Annotated in this window: 23 protein-coding genes; 19 read left to right on the forward strand and 4 right to left on the reverse strand. The window is 56.8% G+C overall.

The window, feature by feature from the left end; translation table 11 throughout:
• Nucleotides 1-99: 99 nt before the first annotated feature.
• The 3 genes from hrcA to AC5RE1_RS08250 all read left to right on the forward strand — a co-directional run bounded on the left by hrcA (nucleotide 100) and on the right by AC5RE1_RS08250 (nucleotide 3,081).
• The gene (hrcA, locus tag AC5RE1_RS08240) at nucleotides 100-1,122 is read left to right on the forward strand and encodes a heat-inducible transcriptional repressor HrcA (RefSeq protein ID WP_103631944.1); all 1,023 of its coding nucleotides are present in this window, start codon (nucleotides 100-102) and stop codon (nucleotides 1,120-1,122) included.
• A gap of 67 nt (nucleotides 1,123-1,189) precedes the next feature.
• On the forward strand, nucleotides 1,190-2,308 hold the full coding sequence (gene dnaJ, locus AC5RE1_RS08245) for a molecular chaperone DnaJ (protein WP_103631943.1): 1,119 nt from the start codon (nucleotides 1,190-1,192) through the stop codon (nucleotides 2,306-2,308).
• Nucleotides 2,305-3,081, forward strand: a complete 777-nt coding sequence (locus AC5RE1_RS08250; RefSeq protein ID WP_103631942.1) for a 16S rRNA (uracil(1498)-N(3))-methyltransferase — start codon at nucleotides 2,305-2,307, stop codon at nucleotides 3,079-3,081. The genes dnaJ and AC5RE1_RS08250 overlap by 4 nt, the downstream gene beginning before the upstream one ends.
• A 68-nt stretch (nucleotides 3,082-3,149) precedes the next feature.
• Here the strand turns inward: AC5RE1_RS08250 and AC5RE1_RS08255 are convergent, their stop codons facing one another.
• The gene (locus tag AC5RE1_RS08255) at nucleotides 3,150-4,052 is read right to left on the reverse strand and encodes an aldose-1-epimerase (RefSeq protein WP_285084365.1); all 903 of its coding nucleotides are present in this window, start codon (nucleotides 4,050-4,052) and stop codon (nucleotides 3,150-3,152) included.
• 206 nt (nucleotides 4,053-4,258) lie between these two features.
• Here AC5RE1_RS08255 and add point away from each other — a divergent pair, with 206 nt between their 5' ends.
• Entirely contained in the window at nucleotides 4,259-5,284 is a 1,026-nt protein-coding gene (gene add / locus AC5RE1_RS08260) for an adenosine deaminase (protein WP_103631940.1), read from the forward strand.
• A gap of 232 nt (nucleotides 5,285-5,516) precedes the next feature.
• On the opposite strand, the gene pflA is transcribed toward add, so the two are convergent.
• The 3 genes from pflA to pflB form a co-directional block, all read right to left on the reverse strand.
• Nucleotides 5,517-6,446, reverse strand: coding sequence for a pyruvate formate-lyase-activating protein (gene pflA, locus AC5RE1_RS08265; protein ID WP_285084367.1), 930 nt, complete (start codon nucleotides 6,444-6,446; stop codon nucleotides 5,517-5,519).
• A 163-nt stretch (nucleotides 6,447-6,609) separates the two neighbouring features.
• On the reverse strand, nucleotides 6,610-6,861 hold the full coding sequence (grcA2, locus tag AC5RE1_RS08270; protein ID WP_179369766.1) for an autonomous glycyl radical cofactor GrcA2: 252 nt from the start codon (nucleotides 6,859-6,861) through the stop codon (nucleotides 6,610-6,612).
• Nucleotides 6,862-6,936: 75 nt separating this feature from the next.
• Nucleotides 6,937-9,054, reverse strand: a complete 2,118-nt coding sequence (pflB, locus tag AC5RE1_RS08275; protein ID WP_285084368.1) for a formate C-acetyltransferase — start codon at nucleotides 9,052-9,054, stop codon at nucleotides 6,937-6,939.
• Nucleotides 9,055-9,412: 358 nt separating this feature from the next.
• On the opposite strand from pflB, the gene AC5RE1_RS08280 reads away from it, so the two are divergent.
• The 15 genes from AC5RE1_RS08280 (at nucleotide 9,413) to AC5RE1_RS08350 (ending at nucleotide 23,894) form a co-directional block, all read left to right on the forward strand.
• Complete coding sequence (locus tag AC5RE1_RS08280; RefSeq protein WP_285084369.1) at nucleotides 9,413-10,720, forward strand: homoserine dehydrogenase; 1,308 nt, start codon at nucleotides 9,413-9,415, stop codon at nucleotides 10,718-10,720.
• Between the two features lies 1 nt (nucleotide 10,721).
• On the forward strand, nucleotides 10,722-11,666 hold the full coding sequence (gene thrB / locus AC5RE1_RS08285; protein ID WP_285084370.1) for a homoserine kinase: 945 nt from the start codon (nucleotides 10,722-10,724) through the stop codon (nucleotides 11,664-11,666).
• Nucleotides 11,667-11,922: 256 nt separating this feature from the next.
• Entirely contained in the window at nucleotides 11,923-13,671 is a 1,749-nt protein-coding gene (rho, locus tag AC5RE1_RS08290) for a transcription termination factor Rho (protein ID WP_285084371.1), read from the forward strand.
• Between the two features lie 240 nt (nucleotides 13,672-13,911).
• Nucleotides 13,912-14,133 carry a 50S ribosomal protein L31 gene (gene rpmE, locus AC5RE1_RS08295; RefSeq protein ID WP_006681271.1) on the forward strand — a complete coding sequence of 74 codons (222 nt, stop codon included), beginning with the start codon at nucleotides 13,912-13,914 and terminating at the stop codon, nucleotides 14,131-14,133.
• A 90-nt stretch (nucleotides 14,134-14,223) separates the two neighbouring features.
• Nucleotides 14,224-15,327: a peptide chain release factor 1 gene (prfA, locus tag AC5RE1_RS08300; RefSeq protein WP_285084372.1), complete on the forward strand. Its 1,104-nt coding sequence runs from the start codon at nucleotides 14,224-14,226 to the stop codon at nucleotides 15,325-15,327.
• Nucleotides 15,328-15,359: 32 nt separating this feature from the next.
• Nucleotides 15,360-16,241 carry a peptide chain release factor N(5)-glutamine methyltransferase gene (gene prmC / locus AC5RE1_RS08305; RefSeq protein ID WP_493938631.1) on the forward strand — a complete coding sequence of 294 codons (882 nt, stop codon included), beginning with the start codon at nucleotides 15,360-15,362 and terminating at the stop codon, nucleotides 16,239-16,241.
• The gene (locus tag AC5RE1_RS08310; RefSeq protein WP_480939164.1) at nucleotides 16,238-16,897 is read left to right on the forward strand and encodes an L-threonylcarbamoyladenylate synthase; all 660 of its coding nucleotides are present in this window, start codon (nucleotides 16,238-16,240) and stop codon (nucleotides 16,895-16,897) included. Before prmC ends, AC5RE1_RS08310 begins: the two co-directional genes overlap by 4 nt.
• A 41-nt stretch (nucleotides 16,898-16,938) precedes the next feature.
• The gene (locus AC5RE1_RS08315; protein WP_103631931.1) at nucleotides 16,939-18,033 is read left to right on the forward strand and encodes a glycosyltransferase family 4 protein; all 1,095 of its coding nucleotides are present in this window, start codon (nucleotides 16,939-16,941) and stop codon (nucleotides 18,031-18,033) included.
• A gap of 36 nt (nucleotides 18,034-18,069) precedes the next feature.
• Nucleotides 18,070-18,516, forward strand: a complete 447-nt coding sequence (locus AC5RE1_RS08320) for a hypothetical protein (protein ID WP_103631930.1) — start codon at nucleotides 18,070-18,072, stop codon at nucleotides 18,514-18,516.
• Nucleotides 18,517-18,750: 234 nt separating this feature from the next.
• Nucleotides 18,751-19,632: a F0F1 ATP synthase subunit A gene (atpB, locus tag AC5RE1_RS08325; protein WP_219585870.1), complete on the forward strand. Its 882-nt coding sequence runs from the start codon at nucleotides 18,751-18,753 to the stop codon at nucleotides 19,630-19,632.
• A 44-nt stretch (nucleotides 19,633-19,676) separates the two neighbouring features.
• A complete protein-coding gene (atpE, locus tag AC5RE1_RS08330) occupies nucleotides 19,677-19,886 on the forward strand; it encodes an ATP synthase F0 subunit C (protein ID WP_006681264.1) in 210 nt (69 codons plus the stop codon).
• Nucleotides 19,887-19,894: 8 nt separating this feature from the next.
• Nucleotides 19,895-20,458, forward strand: coding sequence for a F0F1 ATP synthase subunit B (locus tag AC5RE1_RS08335; RefSeq protein ID WP_103631928.1), 564 nt, complete (start codon nucleotides 19,895-19,897; stop codon nucleotides 20,456-20,458).
• A complete protein-coding gene (gene atpH / locus AC5RE1_RS08340; protein WP_179369756.1) occupies nucleotides 20,455-21,276 on the forward strand; it encodes an ATP synthase F1 subunit delta in 822 nt (273 codons plus the stop codon). The genes AC5RE1_RS08335 and atpH overlap by 4 nt, the downstream gene beginning before the upstream one ends.
• 44 nt (nucleotides 21,277-21,320) lie before the next feature.
• Nucleotides 21,321-22,961: a F0F1 ATP synthase subunit alpha gene (gene atpA, locus AC5RE1_RS08345; protein WP_103631926.1), complete on the forward strand. Its 1,641-nt coding sequence runs from the start codon at nucleotides 21,321-21,323 to the stop codon at nucleotides 22,959-22,961.
• A 3-nt stretch (nucleotides 22,962-22,964) separates the two neighbouring features.
• Nucleotides 22,965-23,894, forward strand: coding sequence for a F0F1 ATP synthase subunit gamma (locus tag AC5RE1_RS08350; RefSeq protein WP_103631925.1), 930 nt, complete (start codon nucleotides 22,965-22,967; stop codon nucleotides 23,892-23,894).
• Nucleotides 23,895-23,909 lie beyond the last annotated feature (15 nt).

The following is a 23,909-nucleotide window of genomic DNA, read 5'->3' on the forward strand; positions in this document are numbered from 1 at the left end:
TAGAGCGAGTGCCAGATTCGTGTCGAAACCGATCCTTCACATCACGGCTTCGATGGCGTGTGGTACTCCGCGTCAGTTTTCGCTTGGAACGGAGGACACATGAACGACGATCGTCGGCTCGGCGTTCTTCGAGCGATCGTCACTGAATACGTGCACACCCGTGAACCCGTGGGTTCGAAGGTGATTGCTCAGTCGCACGATTTAGGTGTTTCTTCTGCGACGATTCGTAATGACATGGCTCTGTTGGAAGAAGCCGGTTTGATCTATCAGCCTCATACCAGTGCTGGTCGTGTTCCCACGGATAAGGGCTACCGACTTTTTGTTGATTCCCTGTCCGCGTTGAAACCGATGAGTGACCCGGAGCGCAGTGCTGTTGAGCATTTCCTTGAGGACTCTTCGAACCTGGACGATGTGGTTGTCCGGACCGTGCGTCTGCTGGCGCAAGTAACGCATCAGGTGGCTGTTGTTGAGTATCCGACGTTGGCGTTGCAGACGTTGAAGCGGGTAGAGATCGTTGATCTTGCTGCGACCAACGTGCTGGTCATTGTCGTGACCGATTCCGGACGCGTTTCTCAGGACACTATTGAGCTTCGTACGCAGTTGACTAGCGGAGATATTGCGGTTCTTCGCGAGAAGCTCAACGCTGTTTTTTCAGCTCTGGGCCCCGATCAGATTCTCGGTAGCGTCGAGGCCCTGAAGGCGCTTCTTGAAATGCGTTTGCATGATGTGGCAGATGCTCTTGCCCAGAGCATCGCGCGTCTCCTTCGCCCCAGTGGTGAATCGAAGATCGTCATGGCTGGTATGTCGAATCTTGCTAGGGGAGCGGTTGACTTCCATGATATTGCGCCGGTCTTAGACGCTTTGGAAGAGCAGGTGGTATTGATGCGCCTGTTCTCTGAACTGCAGCTTGATGATGATGTTCATGTTTCGATCGGTGCGGAAAATGAACATGACGCGCTTGCTGAAGCATCGGTTGTGGCTTCCACGTACCATGCGCCTCCACGTAGTGGTGATACGCGTGCTCACCTTGGTATTGTTGGCCCGACTCGCATGGATTATGCGCGAACGATGGCTTCGGTCAGGGCTGTTGCTGCCTATCTTTCGCGGTACTTGAATCGCTAGATCACCTCCCATGAGCTTTCACCGCCGATGCGGTGATCACACGAAAGAACATAAGGAACGAAGACGAGTGAACGACTACTACGAGGTCCTTGGCGTATCAAAGGATGCGACTGTCGACGAGATTAAGAAGGCGTATCGTAAGAAAGCACGTCTGCTACACCCTGACTACGCTGGACCCGAGTCAGAAGAGGCTTTCAAAGAGCTTTCTGTCGCCTACGAAACGCTCTTAGATCCCCAGAAGCGTCAAATGTATGACCTTGGAGGGCCGGATGCCTTGCGTGGTGGCGGTTCACCATTTGGTGGTGCTGGTGGCGGGTTATCTGACATCTTTGATGTGATGTTCTCTGGTTTCTCCGGTCAAGCTTCCGGGCCTGCGCCTCGCGTTCGTCGTGGTTCCGACCAGCTGATCGGCGTGGAGATTTCCTTGAAGGACGCTGTTTTCGGCGCGAAGAAGGAAGTTTCATACGGAACATATATTCTGTGCGATTCGTGCCATGGTTCGATGTGTGCTCCGGATACTGAGCCCACACGGTGCGGGACGTGTAATGGAACGGGCTCGGTGACGCGCGTCCAGAACACGATGTTTGGTCGTATGCAGTCGCGTGGAGCCTGTCCGACCTGTCAGGGGTATGGCACGATTATTGCATCGCCCTGCCATGAATGTGCCGGTCAGGGGCGTGTTCGTTCGCGTCGTACGATTACGGTTGATATTCCCGCCGGTGTAGACGAAGGAACTCGTATCAGGGTTGGTTCCGAGGCTGAAGTTGGCCCCGGTGGCGGTCCGAATGGTGATCTCTATCTTGAGATCAACGAGAAAGCGGATGATGTTTTCGTCCGCCAAGGCGATGACTTGCACACGTGGATCACGATCCCGATGACAACGGCGGCCTTGGGCACGAAGTTTGACCTCGATACGTTCGACGGTGCGCAACACGTCGAGATCCCGGCTGGTACTCAGCCGAATGCTGATATTGAACTGAAGAACTTGGGCGTCAGTCGTTTGCAGCGTTCTGGTCGCGGTGACTTGCACGTCCACGTGAATGTTGAGATCCCGAAGAAGCTTGATGATCGTTCGCGTGACCTTCTTGAGCAGCTTGCGAATCTTCGCAAAGAGACGCGTATCGAACCTGACCGTCGTCCCTCGTCAATGTTCGACAAGATCCGCGAAGCGTTCACCGGCCAATGACACGTCCCGTTTTCATTTACGAGGGCGACCTCGTCCCCTGCGAGTTGGATGCAGGCGATACAGTCTCGCTTGAAGGAACTGAAGGCCATCACGCGGCCATCGTTCGGCGCATCGGAGTAGGTGAGTGGATCGACCTGATAGATGGCCACGGCGCGAGGCTCACGTGCGAGGTTCTCTCCACCTCGAAGAAAGGTCTTGTTCTTCGTGTCGATCAGCGTGTGATCGAACCTCAGGCGACGCCCCAACTGATTCTTGTTCAGGGGCTTGCAAAGGCTGGACGAGACGAACAGGCAATTGAAGCCTGCACCGAAATCGGGATTGATCAAGTGATTCCCTGGCAATCTGAGTATTCGGTTGTCCGGTGGAACGGTTCAAAAGCCTCAAAAGGTAAAGCGAAGTGGGAATCCGTCGTTCGTGCGGCCGCTAAGCAGGCGCGGCGAGCGTGGATCCCCAGCGTCGGCGACGTTGTCAACTCAAAAGCGCTCGCCACATGGGTTGAGGCAAATACAGAAGCCGGGGGCAAAGTTTTAATTTGCCACGAGGAAGCAACCGAATCGCTGAGCTCAATCATTGCCAGTGATCCCAGGTCATTCACCACAGCGTCAAGTTTGACGCTGGTGGTTGGCCCAGAAGGCGGAATGAAGAGCGAAGAAGTGAACTGGCTTCAAGACGCTGGGGCGTCTTTGGTTGGTCTTGGCGCGAATGTTCTTCGCTCGTCGACGGCTGGAGCCGTGGGAGCGACACTCTTAAGCGCGACGCTTGGACGCCTGTAACTCGAGCGTATGTACTGCTGGCCGACAGTGAATACCGTCGGCCAGCAGTACGTGTATGGGTTAAAGCCTCAGTTTTCGATCGAACCGATGATCGTGAAGGTCATTGTGTGGGATTGGCCAGGGGCAAGCACAATGAGATCCTTGCCTGAATTAAAGGCATTCGGGGGGCAGGTCATTGGCTCAACAGCGATGCCGGTTCGTCCCATGGAATCAGCAGTGAACGCCTGAACCCACGGGGTGTCAGCCTTCAATTGAACCGTCAATCCGGTTTCTGGATCACGCAGTTGAACGGTCCATTCACCTTCGGGCAAACCGGTGAAAGCATGGTCAATAGATTGTGAGCCAAGTAGGCGCGGAGTGCGGAAATCACGCTCAAGATCATCTACCGGGACCGTTTCAACAGGAGCCATGTTCTGATCGACCCGGATGATTTCAGAGGCTGGAATCGTAACCTCGTATCCATCATTCTTCTTGCCATCGAGTGACAGGTAGGGGTGGGACGAAACACCATATGGGGCGGGTGTGGAGCCGACGTTTTTTGCCACGAGAGTGACGGTCAGACCACGGCAGGCGCTGAGCGCGTAGGTTACCCACGCTTCAATCGGCCACGGGTAGCCATAGCGGGGAGCGATGAATGCTCCCAGTGTTGCTGAGTCAGAATCAGCGTGAATAATCGTCCAGTCAACCCAGGTCATCAGACCGTGCAATGCTGAGCCGGTTGCAGCTTCATTCACGTCAACCGTGTAGGTGATGTCTTCCCATGTGTATGTTCCTCCGGCAATACGGTTCGGCCAGGGCATCAGCGTTTTCCCCAAGTAGCCTTCGGGAATTTCATCCGCGTCATGGGCGACGACTAAGTCGCGCCCTGCGTACGTGAGTGAGGCGAGTCCGGCGCCGACGGTAACAATCCGAGCCTCATATTCTCCAGAAGAAAGAAAGATTTCGTAACCGGACGCGTGACGGGTAGGCATGGGTGCTCCTGACGGTTGGTGAATGCGTGGACTCGCACGCTCATGCAATCAAGCTTAGTTGCGAAAAGTGACAAAGTGGGGACGTAGATTGACGAGGCACGAACTGGCACTCTACCGATTTGTTCAGTGGCTAGATGTTCGTCATTCGGTCGTGACACAATGGGCGGGTGACACTTTCGTCGCACAACTTTTACCAAGGAGGAATCGTGACCACTACCGTCACGCGTGAATTCGTTGCTGGCCTGCCCAAGGCAGAACTGCATCTCCACCTTGAGGGCACGCTTGAACCCGATCTTAAGCTTGCTCTTGCTACCAAGCACGGCGTCGATATCGGTCAGTCGACCATCGAGGAAGTTCAGGCCAGCTACAACTTCACCGACCTGACCTCGTTCCTCGCCGTCTATTACCCGGCGATGAATGTCCTGCAGGATGAAGAGGACTTCGAGGCTCTGGCCTCCGCTTACTTTGCGCGAGCCAAGGCGAACGGTGTTCGTCGCGCTGAGTGCTTCTTCGATCCCCAGGCTCACACCACGCGTGGTATTGCGATTGAAACTGTCATCAACGGCTACTACAAGGCTGTTGAGAAGGCACGCGAAGACGGACTCTCCGCTGACCTGATTCTCTGCTTCCTGCGTGATATGAGCGCAGAATCCGCGCGAGAAACCCTTGAAGCAGCACTGCCATACAAGGACAAGTTCTTCGCCGTTGGCCTAGATTCTGACGAGCGCGATAATCCACCGGAGAAGTTCGCCGAGGTCTTCGCGATGGCGAAGGACAACGGTCTGCATGTCACGATGCACTGCGACATTGATCAGGTTGGCTCTATCGACAATATCCGTCGTGCGCTGACTGAGCTCGGTGCCGAGCGCCTTGACCATGGCACGAACATCGTGGAAGACGATGCGCTGGTTCAGCTGGTCGCAGATAGGGGCATTGGCTTGACCTCCTGCCCGCTATCGAACTCGTTCGTCACCGCGAACAACCACGATATGAAGGACAAGGAAGTGAAGACTCTCCTTGAACGTGGCGTGAAGGTCACCATCAACTCTGATGACCCGGCCTACTTCGGTGGCTACGTTGCCGACAATTTCTACGCTCTTGCCGACCAGGCAGGCTTCACCAAGGACATGCTTGTTCAGCTGGCACGTAATTCTCTTGAAATCGCTTGGGTTTCCGACGCAGAGCGTGCACGCCTGCTGGGTGAGCTCGACGCTTTTGTTGCAACCAACTGACTCGGTCTTCTGGTTTCACTGGGGGCGCTTAGCCGATCGCGTCAGACCCCGTGACGTCTCGTGGCGAATGTGCCAAGAACGGTGAGACTTCCGACCTGAATAAACGTGGGGGCGGGTGCTACTCATTGATAGCACCCGCCCCTTTCACGAAAAAATACCTGCAAAGTGCATGGCGCATAGAGTAAAGAGACTCATGTGGGGCCTCGTCGATAGGACGAACAGCGACTGAGCGTCAGTGAACCTCGAAGCCCAGTAAGCGGAAGTAATCACGAACTTCCTCGGTCGCCTCAGGCGAGGGTGGCTTTGTGTCACGCAACTGATAATCCAAGCCCAGTGAATCCCACTTATCCTGACCCATCTGATGGAAGGGGAGGACCTCAACGCGGTCGATGATATTGCGCCACCTCGTGATGATGTTTCCTATCGCTTCGATATTGTCCTTGCCATCAGTTAATCCCGGCACCAAGACAAAACGAATCCACACGCGTGTCGTGCCACGCGCCGCCAGGCGATCACCGAAGTCAACGGTCGGCTGAAGGTCGCCGGTCGTGACCTTCTTATAGAGCTCAGGGATACCGGACTTCACGTCCAGCAGAACCAAATCCAGATCGTCGAGCATCGCGTCATCGCAGTTCGCGCCAAGGAACCCCGACGTATCCAAACAGGTGTGAACCCCCATTGCTTTCGCTCCGGCCAAGATACGACGAACAAACTCCGGCTGCATCATGGCTTCGCCACCGGACAGGGTGATACCGCCACCCGTCGTGCGGAAAATCTTACGGTAGCGACGGATGCGGCCGAGGATCTCGTCGATCTCAACGGGCGTTCCATTCTTCATGAAGAACGTGTCGGGATTGTGGCAGTACAGGCAGCGGAGCCCGCATCCGTTGAGGAAAACTGTCAGACGCGTTCCCGGACCGTCGACAGCGGTCACAAGCTCCCACGAGTGAACGGATCCCAGCGTGCCGTCATGCATCTTGTGCAGGCGCTCCGTGCGTTCCATCTCGCTCAGCTCACCCAGGCCTGCGACTCCTTGACCGCCCACGCGACCGGTCGGTGCTTGGAAGTCTTGATCGCGGAGCTTCGAGTGGGAATCAATGGGTCCGGTGGGAACGATTGAAGATCCATCGCCTACGGGGGCGGTGTGGGAAAGCTCAGTCATGGTGTCCTGATCGTGAATGAAAGGGAACGAGGCGCACGTTCATGCTCTGTTCATTGTGAGTGCGCAATTGTTAAAGGCGCCGACGCAATTCGGGGCGCAGGAAGAATCCCGCGCCCCGAACCGGAAGGTGCTGAATCTGTTTTACGCCAGCGTAAAGCGGATATCAGGCCGAGTGGTGGAAGGTACGCGAGAGAACGTCAAGCTGCTGCTCGCGGGTGAGCTTCACGAAGTTAACGGCGTAGCCGGAAACGCGAACGGTCAGGTTCGGGTACTTCTCGGGGTGCTCGATTGCGTCTTCCAGGGTGGAACGATCAAGAACGTTGATGTTGGCGTGGTACAGGCCGTCGGACTCGCCGCGCTCTTCACGGGCTGCCTTCATGTCTGCGAGGCGCTCTTCGTAGGTCTTGGTTGCCATGATGATTTTCTCCTTATGGGGGTTGTCTGGTCTCGGGAGCGGGGCTTGGTAGTGCCCCGCTCCCGGTAAGAATGATTAGTTACTGGAAATCATTTCACAGGTATCGTCCGGGACGAAGCCTGCATCGAGGATTCCGACAAGGTTGTCGATCTGCTCGGCCTTTGTACGGCCAAGGCCGGACGGGGTGATGGTGTTCGTCAGCGAGATACCGTCGAGCGCATCGTTGTAGTCGAGCTTACCGACCGACAGCATGGAAGCAACCATGCCGTGGGTGTCGATGCCGTTCTCCGGGTTTGCGCCCGGTGCGAACGGGGTGCCTGCGCGGTGACCGGATGGAAATGCGCCGGTTGCCTTGCCGTAGACGACGTTCGAGGTGATCGTCAGGACGGACTGCGTCGGGATTGCGTCGCGGTACATCGGGATCTGACGGATCTTGTCCATGACGGTGTGGACGACGGTTGCGGCGATCTCATCGGCGCGGTCGTCATCGTTGCCGTAGGTCGGGAATTCGCCTTCGGTTGTGTAGTCGACAACCAGTCCGGTTTCGTCGCGGATCGGCGTGACCTTTGCGTACTTGATGGCTGCCAGCGAGTCAGCAACGATCGACAGGCCTGCGATACCGCAACCCATGGTGCGGATGATTTCGGAATCGTGCAGTGCCATCTCGACTGCTTCGTATGCGTAGCGGTCGTGGCAGTAGTGGATAATGTTGAGGGCTTCAACGTAGGTGCCGACAACCCAGTCGAGCATCTCTTCGTACTTGGCCCAGACCTCGTCGAACTTCAGTGGTTCGTCGCCGGTGATGGGCTCGTAGCCTTCAACGACCTGCTTGCCACTCATTTCGTCGCGACCACCGTTGATGGCGTAGAGCAGGGCCTTTGCAGCGTTGACGCGTGCGCCGAAGAACTGCATCTGCTTGCCGACCTTCATCGGGGAGACGCAACATGCGATGGCGGCGTCGTCGCCCCAGTGTTGGCGGATCTGCGGGTCGGACTCATATTGGATGGACGAGGTTTCGATCGAGATCGCTGCGCAGAATTCCTTGTAGCCCTTGGGCAGGTTTTCGTCCCAGAAGATCGTGATATTCGGTTCGGGGGCGGGGCCCAGGTTACGCAGGGTCTGCAACAGGCGGAATGAGGTCTTGGTGACCAGCGTGCGACCGTCGTCGCCGAAGCCTGCGTCTGACCAGGTTGCCCAGTAGGGGTCTCCCGAGAAGATCTGGTCGTAATCAATCGTGCGAAGGAAGCGCGTGATGCGGAGCTTGATGACGAGGGCGTCGATGATCTCCTGTGCGTCGGATTCGGTGATGAGACCGGCGGCGAGGTCGCGCTCGAAGTAGACGTCGAAGAAGGCGGAGAGGCGACCGATCGACATCGCGGCGCCGTCCTGCGACTTCACAGAGGCGAGGTAGCCGAAGTAGGTCCACTGGACCGCTTCCTTCGCGGTTTTCGCGGGCCCGGAGATGTCGAAGCCGTAGTCGGCCGCCATCTTCTTCAGCTTCTTGAGCGCCTTGATCTGCTCGGAGTGCTCCTCGCGGTAGCGTGCCCAGTGCTCGGAGAAAGGCTGGTCTGCGTAGCGGTCCTTGTCCTGTTGCTTCCACTCGATGAGCTGATCGACGCCGTAGAGGGCGACGCGGCGGTAGTCGCCGATGATGCGACCGCGACCGTAGGCGTCCGGCAGGCCAGTGATGATGTGCGAGGAGCGGGCGGCTCGGATCCGCGGCGTGTAGATGTCGAAGACCGCGTCATTGTGGGTCTTGCGGTACTGGGTGAAGATCTTCTTGACCTCGGGGTCGACCTCCTTACCGGCCTCCTTGATGGCGGTCTCGACCATGCGCCAGCCACCGTTGGGCATCATCGCGCGCTTGAGGGGGGCGTCCGTCTGCAGGCCGACGATAACGTCGTCGTCGGAGGAGATGAAACCGGGCTTGAAGGCGTCGATATCGGCGGGGGTGTGGGTGTCGACGTCGAGGATGCGGACCTTGCGTTCCTCGGAAAGGTACTCCTTTTCGAGGGTGTCCCAGACGCGGAGCGTCTTGTCGGTGGGACCTGCGAGGAAGGAGGCATCGCCCTCGTACGGCGTGTAGTTACGCTGGATGAAGTCGCGGACGTCGATTTCTTTGTCCCAATTTCCAGTTTTGAAATCGGTCCAAGCCTCTTGTGTGGGGATGCTGGGAGCGGTCTGCTCTGTCATCGTTCCTCTTCTCAATAAATGCTTGCGGACGATCGTTGTACCGCACTGCATTAGATGATTCTCGAATGTGTACCGGTAGGTACCTTGTAACAATTGTGTACCTACATAGTTAGGGTTTCCATACAGAGGTCATTTGTCACAGGTGCGGGTTATCACAACCTGCACAATTGTTAACAATAAACATTTTTGATGGGGACGTTAGTCCTAAGCATGGGTGTGATGTTCTTTAAGCACGAGGTCGCGCTCGACTATTGTTCTCTCTCAAAGAAATGGACGCGCGTATGTATTGAGTCCTATCTATGCCTATGCTCATTACCAACAGTGCAAACACGTGCGTGAGTGGTCAAGGAGTTTCTCGGTGGAAGAGCGTAGCCCCGAACTGAAAGTCGGTGTTCTCGGTGCAGGTACCGTCGGATCACAGGTTATCCGAATGCTCACAGAGCAGGCCGACGATTTTGAAGCTCGTTCAGGTGCGCGTATACGCGTGAACAAGGTGGCGGTCCGCAGGCTTGATGCGCCTCGTGACTACGATGTGGATCCTGCACTTCTGACGACCCATCCCGAAGAAGCAATCGATGGCCACGATATTGTCGTTGAATTGATCGGCGGTATTGAGCCAGCCCGAACCTATGTCATCCGAGCACTCAAACAGGGCATTTCCGTGGTGACCGGCAACAAGGCGCTTCTTGCTACTCACGGTCCAGAGCTGTTTGCCGCTGCGGCTGAAACCGGCGCAGACCTCTACTACGAGGCCTCGGTTGCGGGCGCAGTTCCCGTCGTTTACGGCCTGCGCGAATCGCTTGCGGGTGACCGCATCACCAAGGTGATGGGCATCGTCAATGGCACGACCAATTTCATCCTCGATGCGATGGCGTCGCGCGGCCTGTCCTATGAGGAAGCGTTGAATCAAGCCCAGGAGCGCGGTTTTGCCGAAGCTGATCCCAGCTCAGATGTTGATGGTTTCGATGCGGCAGCAAAGTGTTCAATTCTGGCCTCCTTGGCTTTCCATACGCGCGTCGGAATCGATGACGTTGCCGTTGAGGGCATCACCAAGATCACGGCAGAAGATATGGAAGAAGCTGCCTTCTTCGGTCGTACGATCAAGCTTCTTGCCATCGCTGAGCGTCGTGTTGGAGAAGACGGTAAAGACGGCGTTGCCATGCGCGTTCACCCCGCGCTCGTCCCGCTCGATTCGCCTCTGGCCAGTGTCGATGGAGCGTTCAACGCCATCCTCATCGAAGGTGAAGCAGCAGGCCGTCTGATGTTCTACGGTCAGGGTGCAGGTGGTGCTCCCACCGCGTCCGCTGTTCTTTCGGACCTCGTCGCTGCTGCCCACCACCGCGCATTCGGCGGACACGCACCCCGTGAGTCCGTCTACGCTCACCTGCCGATTCTTGACCCGGGCACGGCCTTCACTCGCTACCAGATTCGTATGCAGGTAGAGGATCGCCTTGGTGTACTTTCCGATGTTGCCGGAATATTCGCTCGCCACGGCGTCTCCATCCAGTCTGTGCATCAGCGCGACGACAAGGAACCGGGTGCCTGCGTGATCGTGGCGACAACCCACCTTGCCCGCGAAGCGGATCTGGCGGCAGTCGCACACGCCCTGTCGCACTCGCCCGCGGTTCGTGAAGTCACCAGCGCGATTCGCGTCGAAGGGGAGTGACATGAGAGTCACCGAAGAATTCGTTGCCGTCTGCGTCCCCGCAACCAGCGCGAACCTTGGCCCAGGATTCGATTCGCTGGGTCTGGCGCTGAACCTTTGGGACGAAGTTGCAGTTCACGCAACCTCCGGAGTCCACACAAGCGTCACCGTTGAAGGTGAGGGCGCCGGGAACGTTGCAACCGGTGAAGACAATCTTGTCGTCCAAGCGATGCGCTTAGCGCTCGATCGTGCGGGCGCACCTCAGGTTGGCGTGAAAATGCGTTGCACAAACCGCATCCCTCATTCGCGCGGAATGGGTTCATCGGCCAGTGCGATCGTTGCGGGAATTCTTCTTGCTCGCGCGCTTATCGGGCGCGAGGATGTCCTGACGGACGAAGAAGTCCTCATGATCGGTACCGAATTGGAAGGACACCCCGACAACGTTGCGCCAGCAATCGCTGGTGGAGCAACAATCGCGTGGGTCGATAACGGCCGGCCGGGTGCAGTTTCACTCTCGGTTCCTCACACCATTGCCCCCGTCGTGTTTATACCTGACTTTGAACTGGCAACCGAAAAGGCCCGTTCCGCTCTTCCGCAAGTGGTCGCCCATACAGATGCGCGCTTCAATGTTGCCCGAGCCGCTCTTCTTTCTGCGCTCCTTTCAGGACAGGCTCGTTCGGTGGGGCAGGCCTCGTTCCATGATCTGCTGATGGATGCCACGGCGGATGTTTTGCACCAGGAATACCGACGCGAAGCCATGGAGCCTTCGCTTGCGCTGGTGGATTGGTTGCGCAATGCCGGCATCGCGGCCACAGTTTCTGGTGCTGGACCGACGGTTCTGGCCGTGGAGATGGTGCCGGACGAAATCTGCGCGGACGCCAGATCAGCGGGCTGGAAGGTCATGGCTCTTGACGTGCCAAGCAAAGGTGCGGCGATTACTCGCGGGCGACTGGCGAAGCTCTACTGATTATCCTTCAGTTCTGTTTTCTTTGTTTTCTTTCACTCTCGTGTGACTTTATGCGCACAAACGCGCGACTTTAACGTTGTGGTGCGTATAGAGATAAACGGTTGGTACACTTGAAGCGGGTCTTACGGCCCGCCACGTTTTGGTGGCTCATCCCTTACGTCACGCGATCAGCGTTATCGCAACGTATTCCTCCCGTTTTAAAGGGAGATCCCCATTTGCTCGAAAAGAGCATTCCATATCCAGTGAGGATTCATTCGTGACAAACGAACAAGCCGCCCCCAAGACACAGTCTGCATTGCGGGGCATGAAGCTGGCTGAACTCCAGGCGCTAGCTTCCAGCCAAGGTCTCAAGGGTACGTCAAAGATGCGTAAGGCCGACCTGATCGAAGCTCTTTCTTCCTCGTCTGCGCCAGCTAAGAAGGCTTCCGCTTCATCTGACGAGGCCCCCACGCGCCGTGCCCGTGGTACGCGTCGTGCGGCTACCGCTGAAGTTTCACATGAGCAGGTTGCGCCTGCTACCCAGGCACCTGCCCAGGATCAGGGAACGAAGAATGACGATGCTGAACAGCCCCAGCGCAAGTCGCGTCGTCGTCGCGTCGCGACCGCTGGACCAACCGAACCGGCGACGATTGAACTGCCGGCTCCCAAGAAGGGCGGTGAGAAGCCCGAAGCGGAAGAAAACGCTTCCGTCAAGGCTCCGTCCCTGGACGCCATTGAGCTTCCCGAAGGGGAAGAAGGCGAAGAGCGCGGTCGTAACCGCCGTGATCGCAACAACCGTCGCCGTGATCGCAACAACCGCAACGATCGCTATAATCGTCGTAACCGTGACCGCAATGATCGTGGCGACCGCGAAGAACAGGTGCGCGAAGACGAACAGTTTGCTCCGATCGCGGGCATCTTGGATATCCAGGACAATCACGCATTTGTTCGCACTTCTGGTTATCTTCCCGGTCCGAACGATGTGTATGTCACCCTTGGCAACGTTCGCCGTTGGGGTCTGCGTGCGGGCGATGCCGTTGCAGGTGCCGTTCGGCAGCCCCGTGAAGGTGAACGGCAGCGTCAGAAGTACAACGCTCTGGTTCGCGTTGACTCCGTGAACGGCATGTCGATCGAGGAAGCCCAGGCTCGTCGCGAGTTCTCCAAGCTCACCCCGGTTTACCCGAATGAGCAACTACGCCTCGAAACGTCCGCAAAGGCATACACGCCACGCGTTATCGACTTGGTCGCTCCGATCGGTAAAGGCCAGCGTGGTCTGATCGTTTCGCCACCGAAGGCCGGTAAGACGATGGTCATCCAGCAGATCGCGAAGGCTATCGAGATCAACAATCCCGAGGTTCACCTGATGGTCGTCCTGGTTGACGAACGTCCGGAAGAAGTGACGGATATGCGTTCGATCGTCAAGGGTGAGGTCATTGCCTCGACCTTCGATCGCCCCGCATCGGATCACACGATCGTCGCCGAACTTGCCATAGAGCGCGCAAAGCGTCTGGTTGAACTCGGCCAGGATGTTGTCGTTCTTCTTGACTCGATCACGCGACTGTCGCGCGCCTACAACCTAGCCGCACCGGCTTCCGGCCGTATCCTGTCGGGTGGCGTTGACGCATCCGCCCTGTATCCGCCGAAGAAGTTCTTCGGCGGCGCCCGTAATCTCAAGGAAGGCGGCTCGCTCACCATCATCGCGTCGGCTCTGGTTGAGACCGGTTCGAAGATGGACGAGGTCATTTTCGAAGAGTTTAAGGGCACCGGCAATATGGAACTGCGTCTGTCGCGTCAGCTGGCAGACCGTCGTATCTTCCCAGCGATCGACGTCAATGCGTCCGGTACCCGCCGTGAAGAAATGCTGTTCCAGCCTGAAGAACTTCGCATCATGTGGAAGCTTCGTCGCGTGATTGGCACGCTGGATCAGCAGTCCGGTCTGGAACTGATCCTTGAAAAGCTCAAGGAAACCCAGTCGAACGCTGAGTTCCTGATGATGGTCCAAAAGACCACTCCCAGTGCTGACTGAGAACCCCCTGACGTGAAACGCGCGTCAAAAGGTCGCGCGTTTCACGCATATGAGGGCCCTGCCACATAGACGTAAGAGCGCCGAAAGTGGCACAATTGACGCCGTCGGCCATCGGTTCACCGGTTCGCCACCGTTTGGATACTCCAATTGGATACTCCAAGGCGGAAGGATACTTGCCACCAGATGTGGGAAGATCTGCGGATCCGGACCCGGGGCACCAACGAACCCAGGAGATACTCCATGAAGAAGGACATCCACCCCGAATACGTGGATACCCTCGTGACTTGCACGTGCGGTAACAGCTTCCACACCCGTTCCACCCTCACCACCGGTGAGATGCGCGTGGACGTCTGCTCCGCTTGCCACCCGTTCTACACCGGCAAGCAGAAGATCCTCGACACCGGCGGTCGCGTCGCTAAGTTCGAGGCACGTTACGGAAAGCGTGTTCGCCCCTCCAAATGAGGCAAGCGTACGTTGCGTTTTGATCGGCGCCGGGAGCGTTAAGCGCCCGGCGCCGAGGCGTATCTGGCCACTCAGCTTTAAAGGAAGTCCATGACAGTCGATAACGAGACCAGTGAAGGTCTGAGTGCCCTTGAAGCACTCTTGAGCGAGTACGAAAGCGTCGAACAGGAGATGTCGGCGCCGGATACTCTGTCCAACCCTGCGAAGATGCGTCGCGTGGGAAGGCGTTTCGCTGAGCTGTCTCGCATCAAGACTGCTGCTGATCGACTCTCGAGCACCCGAGATGACCTTGAGGCTGCCCGTGAACTGGCCACGGAAGATCCATCGTTCGCTGACGAGATTCCAGGCCTCGAAAATGAGGCGCAAGACGCCTACGACGCGCTACTGAAAATCCTCGCACCGCGCGACAGTGAGGATGCCCTCGACGTCATCCTCGAAATTAAAGCAGGGGAGGGCGGTGAAGAATCCGCTCTTTTCGCCTCCGACCTCGCTCGCATGTACGCGCGCTACGCCGAATCGAAGGGCTGGAGCGTCCACGAACTCTCTTCAACGGACACTGAACTCGGTGGCTACAAAGACATCACGCTGGCAATTCGCGCCAAGGGAACCGTGACCCCAGAAGAAGGCGTGTGGGCTCACTTAAAGTTCGAGGGCGGAGTTCACCGCGTGCAACGCGTGCCCGTCACCGAGTCGCAGGGTCGTATTCACACCTCCGCAGTCGGCGTCTTCGTCATGCCCGAAATTGAAGATGACACTGAGATTGTCATCGACCCGAACGACCTGCGCATTGACGTCTACCGTTCCTCGGGTCCCGGTGGCCAGTCGGTGAACACCACGGATTCCGCTGTCCGCATCACCCACATTCCGTCGGGCATCGTGGTCTCGATGCAGAACGAAAAATCGCAGCTACAGAACAAGGAAGCAGCCCTGCGCGTCTTGGCGTCCCGTTTGGCAGCCGAAGCTCGTGCGAAGCGCGAAGCTGAAGCATCGGCCCAGCGCCTCAGTCAGGTTCGCACCGTTGATCGTTCCGAGCGCGTACGCACCTACAACTTCCCAGAAAACCGCATCGCTGAACACCGCACCGGCTACAAAGCGCACAATCTTGATCGCGTGCTTGCCGGAGAACTTGAGCCTGTCATCGCTTCGCTGATCGAAGCCGATGAAGCCGAGCGACTCGCCTCTGCCAGCGCTTGAGAGTCTCTCGCGACCATTTCACCGACCGTCCAATGACTGCCGAGATTTCCACCGTCCGCGACGCTCTTGCCTTCGCACGCGCCCAGCTTTCACAGATCGACGAGGCCGCTCCAGCTTCCGAGGCGCGCGAACTTCTGGAATGGGCGGCGGATGTGGAATCACTGTGGTCAATCCGTGAGCCCATCGCCCCAGTGATCGTTCATCGCTTTATTGATGGGGTTGAACGACGAATGAAACGTGTTCCACTGCAACACATCACTGAGCGCATGTTCTTCCGTGGTCTGACGTTGCGTGCAATGCCAGGTGTCTTCGTGTGCCGTCCAGAAACCGAAGTCGTTGCGGGCCAGGCGATCGATCAGGCGCGCGAGATCCTGAAAACTCGTGACAGCGTGCGCCTCGTCGATCTGTGTACCGGATCTGGTGCAATCGCCTGCTCGCTCGCACACGAAATCCCCAAAAGCGATGTTTTTGCCGTCGAACTGTCGCCGGTGGCATTCCAATGCGCCAGGGAAAATTGTGAAAAATACGGTGGCGGGCGCATTGGCCTCGTGAACGGTGACGCAACTGACCCGGCCACTTTGGCTGACCTTGACGGCAGTGTCGACATTGTTGTCTCGAACCCGCCTTACGTTCCTTTTAACGAGGCTCCGACGCAGACAGAAGCCCAGCGAGACCCGGATATGGCACTCTACGGGCTGGGAGAGAATGGCATGCAGATTCCATCTGCGATCCTCGCGCGCAGCGCCACCTTGCTGAAGCCCGGCGGTTGGGTGATTGTTGAACACTCGCCGAGTCAATCAGAACTGATGCGTACCGCTGCACAACGGGCAGGCTTCACGCACCCTCAGACCATGCCCGATCTGACGGGTCGTGATCGCTATCTTGTTACCAGACGTGGCACAATGCCGATGTGACTACGCGAATCATTTCTTGCACCCCCACGTGGGATAGCTCAGACCTGAAGGAAGCGACAACCGCTGTCAAAAGCGGTCAGCTGATCGTCATCCCGACAGATACCGTGTACGGAATCGGGTGCGATGCGAGTAATCCTGACGCAGTGGCTCGCGTTCTTGCAGCCAAGGGACGAGGTCGCCAAATGCCGCCGCCCGTTGTCGTTCCGGGGCGCGAATCAATCGAAACTCTTTGCATCGATATCCCCGAGGCTGCATACCGGTTGACAGATGAATACTGGCCGGGCGGATTGACTCTGATCCTGCGGGCACGCCCCGATCTTGGCTGGGATCTGGGTGAAACCGGGGGAACAATCGGTGTGCGTATGCCGAACGAGCCCCGCATCCGCACGCTGTTGGATACGGTCGGCCCACTGGCTTTGACCAGCGCAAACACCACCGGAAATCCACCGGCAACAAGCGTTGGTGAAGCAGTGGACTACTTTGGGACGCAGGTTCCGCTCTACGTTGACGGTGGCCCGACTCCCGGCTCGATACCCTCAACAATCCTCGACTTCACGAAGGGTGGGGTACGGGCAATCCGTCTGGGCACACTATCCTTAGAACAGTTATCGCTTACCGCTGGAACCACCATCGAACCCGCGAATACGTCAAAGTGATCGCAACCAGTTCACACTGAAAGGCCAGGAACCCCCGACCGATGAAGGTCTATCTTCTGCTCATGCTCGTCGCCATGGGAGTCACCGTTTTGATGACTCCCATTGTCAGGTGTGCGTGCATTGCGTGGGGGATTGTTCCCAAGCTGCGTTCCCGCGATATCCAGAAGGACCCGATTCCTCGCCTTGGTGGAATCGCGATGACGGTCGGTCTTGTCGTGACGCTTTTATTGGCGTCGAGGATTCCCTACATGAGTCCCCTGTATGCAACCAGTATTCCCTGGGCAGTCCTTTTTGCCACTCTCGGAATGTGCATCCTTGGAGTTATCGACGATGTCATCGAACTGGACTGGATGGCGAAACTGTCCGGGCAGATTCTGATCACCGGAATCATGGCGTTTAACGGTGTTCAGCTGGTATCTTTCCCGATCTTCGGCATCACCATCGGGTCATCGCGCCTGTCTTTGATCGTGACAGTGTTCCTTGTCGTCGGCATCATTAACGCCGTCAATTTCATTGATGGTCTTGATGGGCTAGCAGCGGGGATTATCGCTATCGGGGCGGCGGCATTCTTCGTCTATTCCTATTCGGTGACCCGCATCGTCGGCGCAACATCGTATGCGACGACGGCCTCGTTGATTACGATCACGCTGGTAGGCGTATGTGTCGGCTTCCTCTGGTTCAACTTCCACCCATCGTCAATCATGATGGGCGGGGGAGCGGAGACACTCGGTCTTGTTTTGGCTGCAGCCGGCATCATCATGACTGGGCAAATTAACCCATCACTGCTGGGAACGCAACAGGTTTTCGTCGGGGTGCTCCCGATTGTTCTGCCCTTGTCGGTCATTTTCATCCCGATTCTTGACTTGATTGTCACGTCGATCAGGCGAATGCTTCGAGGCAAGAGCCCATTCCACGCCGACCGATCCCACTTCCATGATCGTCTGATCATGCGAGGACACTCGCACCGTACGGTCGTCGCGATCATGTGGATGTGGACAGCCCTAGTGTGTATTCCCGCAGTCTGTCTGCTTGTGGTCGACTGGAAGATCATTCTGCTGATTACCAGCCCATTCTTGGCTGTTGCTGTCGGGCTGACACTGCGCGAATTCCCTAGTGCCCGCTACAGCGCACGCTGAATACCCGTCGCCCACTTTTGAGAGAACTACCCTGTAATGACGACTTCCTCCCACAATCACGAACCGAAGGAAAACGAAGGAGTAGACGATTCTCGTCCCGCTTTCTTTGCTTCGACCGTGGCAAAGCTTGCGCGTCTTGAAATCGTGACCGCAGTGGTGGCGATCCTCCTTGTAGGGGCGCTGGGGTACGCGGGGGGAGCGCAAATCCTCTCAATCCTCCTTGCTATCGGCGTGATCGCGTCAGTTATTGGCATTCATGTGAGGTCGCTTCTGGAGCTCGCCCAGCCCGCCCGCAATCCTCTGGCGTGGATTGCCTTTTCGTACATCGGTCGCATCGGCGCAATCGCTCTGTTCGTCTATCTACCGACCGCTTTTGCCCAGCCGGTGCGTTTTCCCGCTACCTGCGCTTTGATCGCGATCGTCGGCTCCCAATTGTTCGAGTTGGTGGCGCTGGTGCGAATGCGCCAGTTCAACGTCGACTAGTTGTGCGAAGGTTCACGAGGCTCAGAAAGAACCTCGTGACTGGCTTTCGACTGCGTGTGTGAACTGCTCCTCTGAACGCTCGTTCGTTCCCATTTGGAAAACGTGAGCCATACCAATCTGGTGAGTTCATGTTTAAAGATGAATCAAAGCTCACGCTGCTGATACGATGGTCAGACCGCTTCATCAACGGTGAAAATGCCTGTCAAAGTCGAGTAACCTACCCGGGAGGACACCCTGTCCACGTCATCGCCCTCGACGAGCCGTCGAGCAAGCACCGCAAAACCGGTCTGGTATTGGACGCTTCTTGTCATTCTCGTCATCGTTATCGTTGTTACGGCAATTCCCGCTTTTACACAGCACCCCCATCAACCCGGACTTGAGGATTTTTTCCCGAGCGCAATTTTCGGGGAAGGAACTCTTTTTGAGTTCTCACGCTTGACTCTTGCCCGCGTGATCATGGCGCTTGTTCTCTGCCTTGCACTGGTCGGTGTTGCCCGTAAGCCGAAGCTCGTTCCAGGTCGCGGTCAGATGGCCGTTGAATTCCTCGCCGATTTTATTCGCGCGAATGTTGCGCTTGAAATGCTTGGGAACAAGAACGGTCGTCGCTTCGCAGGATTCATCGGGTTTGCATTTTTTGGCGTCTTGGCCATGAACCTTGCCGGCGTTATTCCCGGCATCAACATTGCAGCATCCTCGGTCGTTGCTGTTCCGATGGTGTTCGCCATCATCTCTTACGTGACCTTCGTCGGAAGCGGTATCAAGGCCCAAGGCATTGGCCACTACTTTAAGTCCCAGCTTTTCCCGCCGGGATTGCCGAAGGCAATGTACCTGCTGATCACGCCGATTGAGTTCCTCTCGACGTTCATCGTTCGCCCATCCACACTGATGTTGCGACTTTTGGCGAACATGATTGCTGGTCACCTGCTCTTGGGTATGACCTACTTCGGTACCGCAATCCTTCTGCACGAGCTCAACGCAATGAGCTCCCTCGGCGTGCTGACCGGCGCAGCAATGTTTGTCATGACGGCCTTCGAGGTTTTCGTTGCGTTCCTTCAGGCGTACATCTTCACGATCCTTTCCGCCGTTTACATCAAACTGTCCATCGAAGCTCACTGAGCCCAACCGCGCCTCTTGGCGTCCAATACAAAAGGAAGAACACTATGACAACCGCAGCATTTGCCTACATCGGCTACGGTCTTGCAACCCTTGGCCCTGGCATCGGCATTGGTCTCCTGGTCGGAAAGACCCAGGAATCCACCGCTCGTCAGCCTGAGGTTGGTGGCCGTCTGTTCACCAATATGATTATCGGCGCCGGCATGGTCGAGGCACTCGGTCTCATCGGCTTCGTTCTTCCGCTCATCGTTAAGTGACCATCGCTATGCACCAGGTAATCGCCGCGAGTGAGGAAGTAGGTGGCCTCGCCGTCATTCTTCCTCCACTCTACGAGATCTTCTGGTCGGCGTTTGTTCTACTCATCGTCCTCCTCCTCGTTGGTAAGTTTGCTCTTCCGCGTCTTTACGCTGCAATGGACGAACGCCAAGCGAAGATCGAAGAGGGCCTTGCTTTTGCCGAAAAGGCAAAGGAAGACCAGGCGCGTGTAACACGCGATCGTGAAGACGTGCTGAAGCAGGCGAATATCGAGGCTCACGAGATTCGTGAAAAGGCTTCCCAAGAAGCACAGGGCATCATTGCTGACGCGCGGGTGGAAGCACAGAACGAAGCAACCCGTATCCTCGAGAACGCGCAACGTCAGATTCTTGCTGAAAAGCAGGCAGCTGAGATCTCCCTGCGCTCTGACGTTGGTCTTCTGGCAACCGAGTTGGCAGAAAAGATCGTTGGTGAACATCTGAGCGACACCGCACTGACCAGCCGTGTCGTCGATCGTTTCCTTGACGATCTTGAGGCGGATACTCTCCGTGAAAGCGAGCGTACGAATCGATGAGTGAACTCGGTCGACTCTCTCGCGTTGCATATGCAACGCAACTCGAAGACGCACTAGCCCAGAGCGGTGTCGACGCGCGTGCAGTGGGAGAGGACTTCTTCTCCATCACTGACCTCGTGAAGAAAGAACCGCGGGTTATTCGTGCATTCACTGATCCATCACGTAGTGGTGACGACAAAGCCCAGCTGGTTCGCACTTTGCTGAGCTCGCACCTTACAACGGACGCTTCACTCAGCGTTCTTCAAATGATGGTGCGTGAACACTGGTCGAATCTCGATAGTTTTGCCGATGCCACGGAGGTCCTTGGTATCCTCGCAGTTCTTTCAGATGCGAATCGTGCTTCGAGCCTCGATAGAGTCGAATCCGAGCTCTTTGAAGTACGCCATTTCCTTGAAGGCAACCGTGAACTCCGCTTGAAGCTTTCCGATGCTTCGCTAGGCACATCCCATGAACGTGGTGATCTAGCCACCGCGATTTTTGAATCGAAGCTTTCAGTGTGGACGATGCGTTTGCTACGTCGTGCCGTCGGTCGTTCTCGTCGTGGGCGCCTTCTGGTGAACCTTCGGCGCTTCGCCGAATGGTCAGCTGTCATCCAAAACAGGCGGCTTGTCACAGTTCAAAGCGCGGTCGAAATGTCGCCAGAGCAGGTTTCTCGCTTGCGTTCGCTCTTGGAAAAGCGCTTCAACTCAGAGATTTCGCTTGCTATCTCGGTCGTTCCCGGTCTTGTCGGTGGCTTCAAAATACGTGCACAGACAACATCGATCGATGCCAGCCTCTCGACTCGTATCTCAGATATGAAACAGGCTCTGGCTTCCTAACAGCCACCACTACCGATTAGAAACGTTTACAGAAGGAATTACTCATGACTGACCTGTCTATCAGTCCCGAGGAGATCCGTGGCGCATTGGACTCCTTCATGCAGTCCTACCGTCCCAGTGAAGTAGCCACCGAAGAGGTTGGCCACGTCACCGAGACCGCCGACGGTATCGCTCACATCGAAGGCTTGCCGGGCACAATGGCCAATGAGCTTCTCCGCTTCTCCGATGGCACACTTGGCCTGGCAATGAACCTTGAACAACGCGAAATCGGTGCCGTTATCCTCGGTGACTTCGGTGGCATCGAAGAAGGCCAAGTTGTTCACCGAACGGGTGAAGTTCTTTCTGTCCCGGTTGGTGATGGCTACCTTGGGCGTACGGTTGACCCGCTGGGTCGCCCGATCGATGGCTTGGGCGAGATCACCGATGTTGATGGCCGACGCGCACTCGAACTGCAGGCCCCCGGTGTCATGATGCGTAAGTCGGTTCACGAACCGTTGCAGACCGGCCTGAAGGCAATCGACTCAATGATCCCGATTGGTCGCGGACAGCGACAGCTGATCATCGGTGACCGCAAGACCGGTAAGACCGCGATTGCTCTGGACACGATCCTGAACCAGCGCGAAAACTGGAAATCCGGCGATCCGAACAAGCAGGTGCGATGCATCTACGTTGCTATCGGTCAGAAGGGCTCGACGATCGCTTCTGTGCGTTCAACTCTGGAAGATGCCGGTGCACTCGAATACACGACCATCGTTGCCTCCCCGGCTTCCGACCCCGCAGGCTACAAGTACATGGCCCCCTACACGGGTTCTGCACTTGGCCAGCACTGGATGTATCAGGGCAAGCACGTTCTGATCATCTTCGATGACCTCTCCAAGCAGGCTGAAGCCTACCGAGCGGTTTCCCTTCTTCTGCGTCGTCCGCCAGGGCGTGAGGCATACCCCGGTGACGTTTTCTACTTGCACTCTCGTCTCCTTGAACGTTGTGCGAAGCTCTCCGATGAGCTCGGTGCGGGTTCAATGACGGGGCTTCCGATCATTGAAACCAAGGCAAACGACGTGTCTGCCTACATTCCGACCAACGTCATTTCGATTACCGATGGTCAGATCTTCCTGCAGTCCGATCTGTTCAACTCGAATCAGCGCCCGGCCGTTGACGTCGGTATCTCGGTTTCTCGAGTTGGTGGCGACGCGCAGGTGAAGGCAATGAAGAAGGTTGCTGGCACGCTGAAGCTGACACTCGCTCAGTATCGTTCGATGGCTGCATTCGCCATGTTCGCTTCCGACCTTGATCCGGCAACCCGCCAGCAGCTGACTCGCGGTGAGCGTCTGATGGAGCTTCTGAAGCAACCGCAAGCATCGCCGTATTCGACTGCAGAGCAGGTCGCTTCGATCTGGACTGGTACGCATGGCTACTTGGATGATCTTGAGGTCGACGCGGTTCTTTCCTTCGAGCGCTCCCTGCTGGATCACCTGCGCGTGAACTCTTCAGTTCTGGGCACGATCGAATCAACCGGTCTGTTGGAAAGCGAAACAGAAGCTGAACTGGAATCCCAGGTGAAGGCATTCCATGATCAGTGGGTCAGCGCCGGTCGAGGCGTTGCCAATCTGGATGACTCCGAGGTGGAAGCAGCTCAGACTCGCGAAGAAATCACCCGTCAGCGTCCCTCGAACGAGAAGGCCTGATCCATGGGTGGTCAGCAGAGGATCTACAAGCAGCGGATTGCCTCAACGCAAACGCTGGCGAAGGTCTTCCGCGCGATGGAAATGATCGCAGCGTCAAGGATTGGTGCTGCGCGTCGCGCGGCTTCGGGCCTTGGCCCGTACGAAAAGGCATTGACGCAGGCAGTTGCAGCAGTCGCGATCCACACGGATTTGGATCACGCACTGACGCGTGAACGTCACAATACTCCTCGCGTGGCTGTTCTTGTCATTGCTTCCGACCGTGGCATGGCGGGTGCCTATGCGGCGACGATTCTTCGTGAATCGGAACGTCTGATTACTCGCCTGAAGGACGAGGGCAAAGAACCCATCATCTATACCTTCGGTCGTCGTGCACGCTCGTATTTCCGATTCCGTGGAGTCGCCATCGAACGTTCATGGGAAGGCGAATCTGATTCGCCGACTCTTGAAACAACTCGTGAGATCGCAACCGAACTTCTCTCCCGTTTCTTGGACGGTACTCTGATGACGGGTGTTTCAGAAGTTCACCTGGTATACACGCGTTTCGTGTCCGTGATGAGTCAGGTTCCCGAGGTCCGACAGATGCTTCCGCTTTCTGTTGTTGATGCTCCCGAATCGGACCAAGAACGCGGGGAAGAACGCGGTTACTACGACGATCCATCATCGACGTTCCCCGAATACGAATTTATCCCATCTCCGGAAGCCGTACTCGATGCGATCCTTCCGCTGTATGTGGAAGGTCGTATTCATAATGTGCTCCTGCAGTCGGCTGCCTCTGAGCTTGCGTCGCGTCAGCGCGCAATGCACACCGCAACCGATAACGCTGAAGAGCTCATCACCAAGTACACGCGCCTGGCCAACTCGGCCCGTCAGGCGGACATCACCCAGGAGATCAGTGAGATCGTGGGCGGGGCCGACGCATTGGTCGCGGGCTGAGCCCCAGAACACGGA

This window comes from Actinotignum sp. usb-actsch-rep-73 (assembly GCF_059082735.1).

Coding starts and splice junctions, on each gene's coding strand:
- atpE (WP_006681264.1), top strand. CDS start 19,677: ATGACAACCGCAGCATTTGCCTACATCGGCTACGGTCTTGCAACCCTT.
- AC5RE1_RS08250 (WP_103631942.1), top strand. CDS start 2,305: ATGACACGTCCCGTTTTCATTTACGAGGGCGACCTCGTCCCCTGCGAG.
- pflB (WP_285084368.1), bottom strand. CDS start 9,054: ATGACAGAGCAGACCGCTCCCAGCATCCCCACACAAGAGGCTTGGACC.
- prfA (WP_285084372.1), top strand. CDS start 14,224: ATGACAGTCGATAACGAGACCAGTGAAGGTCTGAGTGCCCTTGAAGCA.
- grcA2 (WP_179369766.1), bottom strand. CDS start 6,861: ATGGCAACCAAGACCTACGAAGAGCGCCTCGCAGACATGAAGGCAGCC.
- thrB (WP_285084370.1), top strand. CDS start 10,722: ATGAGAGTCACCGAAGAATTCGTTGCCGTCTGCGTCCCCGCAACCAGC.
- AC5RE1_RS08320 (WP_103631930.1), top strand. CDS start 18,070: ATGACGACTTCCTCCCACAATCACGAACCGAAGGAAAACGAAGGAGTA.
- pflA (WP_285084367.1), bottom strand. CDS start 6,446: ATGACTGAGCTTTCCCACACCGCCCCCGTAGGCGATGGATCTTCAATC.
- AC5RE1_RS08315 (WP_103631931.1), top strand. CDS start 16,939: ATGAAGGTCTATCTTCTGCTCATGCTCGTCGCCATGGGAGTCACCGTT.
- rpmE (WP_006681271.1), top strand. CDS start 13,912: ATGAAGAAGGACATCCACCCCGAATACGTGGATACCCTCGTGACTTGC.
- prmC (WP_493938631.1), top strand. CDS start 15,360: ATGACTGCCGAGATTTCCACCGTCCGCGACGCTCTTGCCTTCGCACGC.
- AC5RE1_RS08350 (WP_103631925.1), top strand. CDS start 22,965: ATGGGTGGTCAGCAGAGGATCTACAAGCAGCGGATTGCCTCAACGCAA.
- AC5RE1_RS08255 (WP_285084365.1), bottom strand. CDS start 4,052: ATGCCTACCCGTCACGCGTCCGGTTACGAAATCTTTCTTTCTTCTGGA.
- atpA (WP_103631926.1), top strand. CDS start 21,321: ATGACTGACCTGTCTATCAGTCCCGAGGAGATCCGTGGCGCATTGGAC.
- hrcA (WP_103631944.1), top strand. CDS start 100: ATGAACGACGATCGTCGGCTCGGCGTTCTTCGAGCGATCGTCACTGAA.
- atpH (WP_179369756.1), top strand. CDS start 20,455: ATGAGTGAACTCGGTCGACTCTCTCGCGTTGCATATGCAACGCAACTC.
- AC5RE1_RS08335 (WP_103631928.1), top strand. CDS start 19,895: ATGCACCAGGTAATCGCCGCGAGTGAGGAAGTAGGTGGCCTCGCCGTC.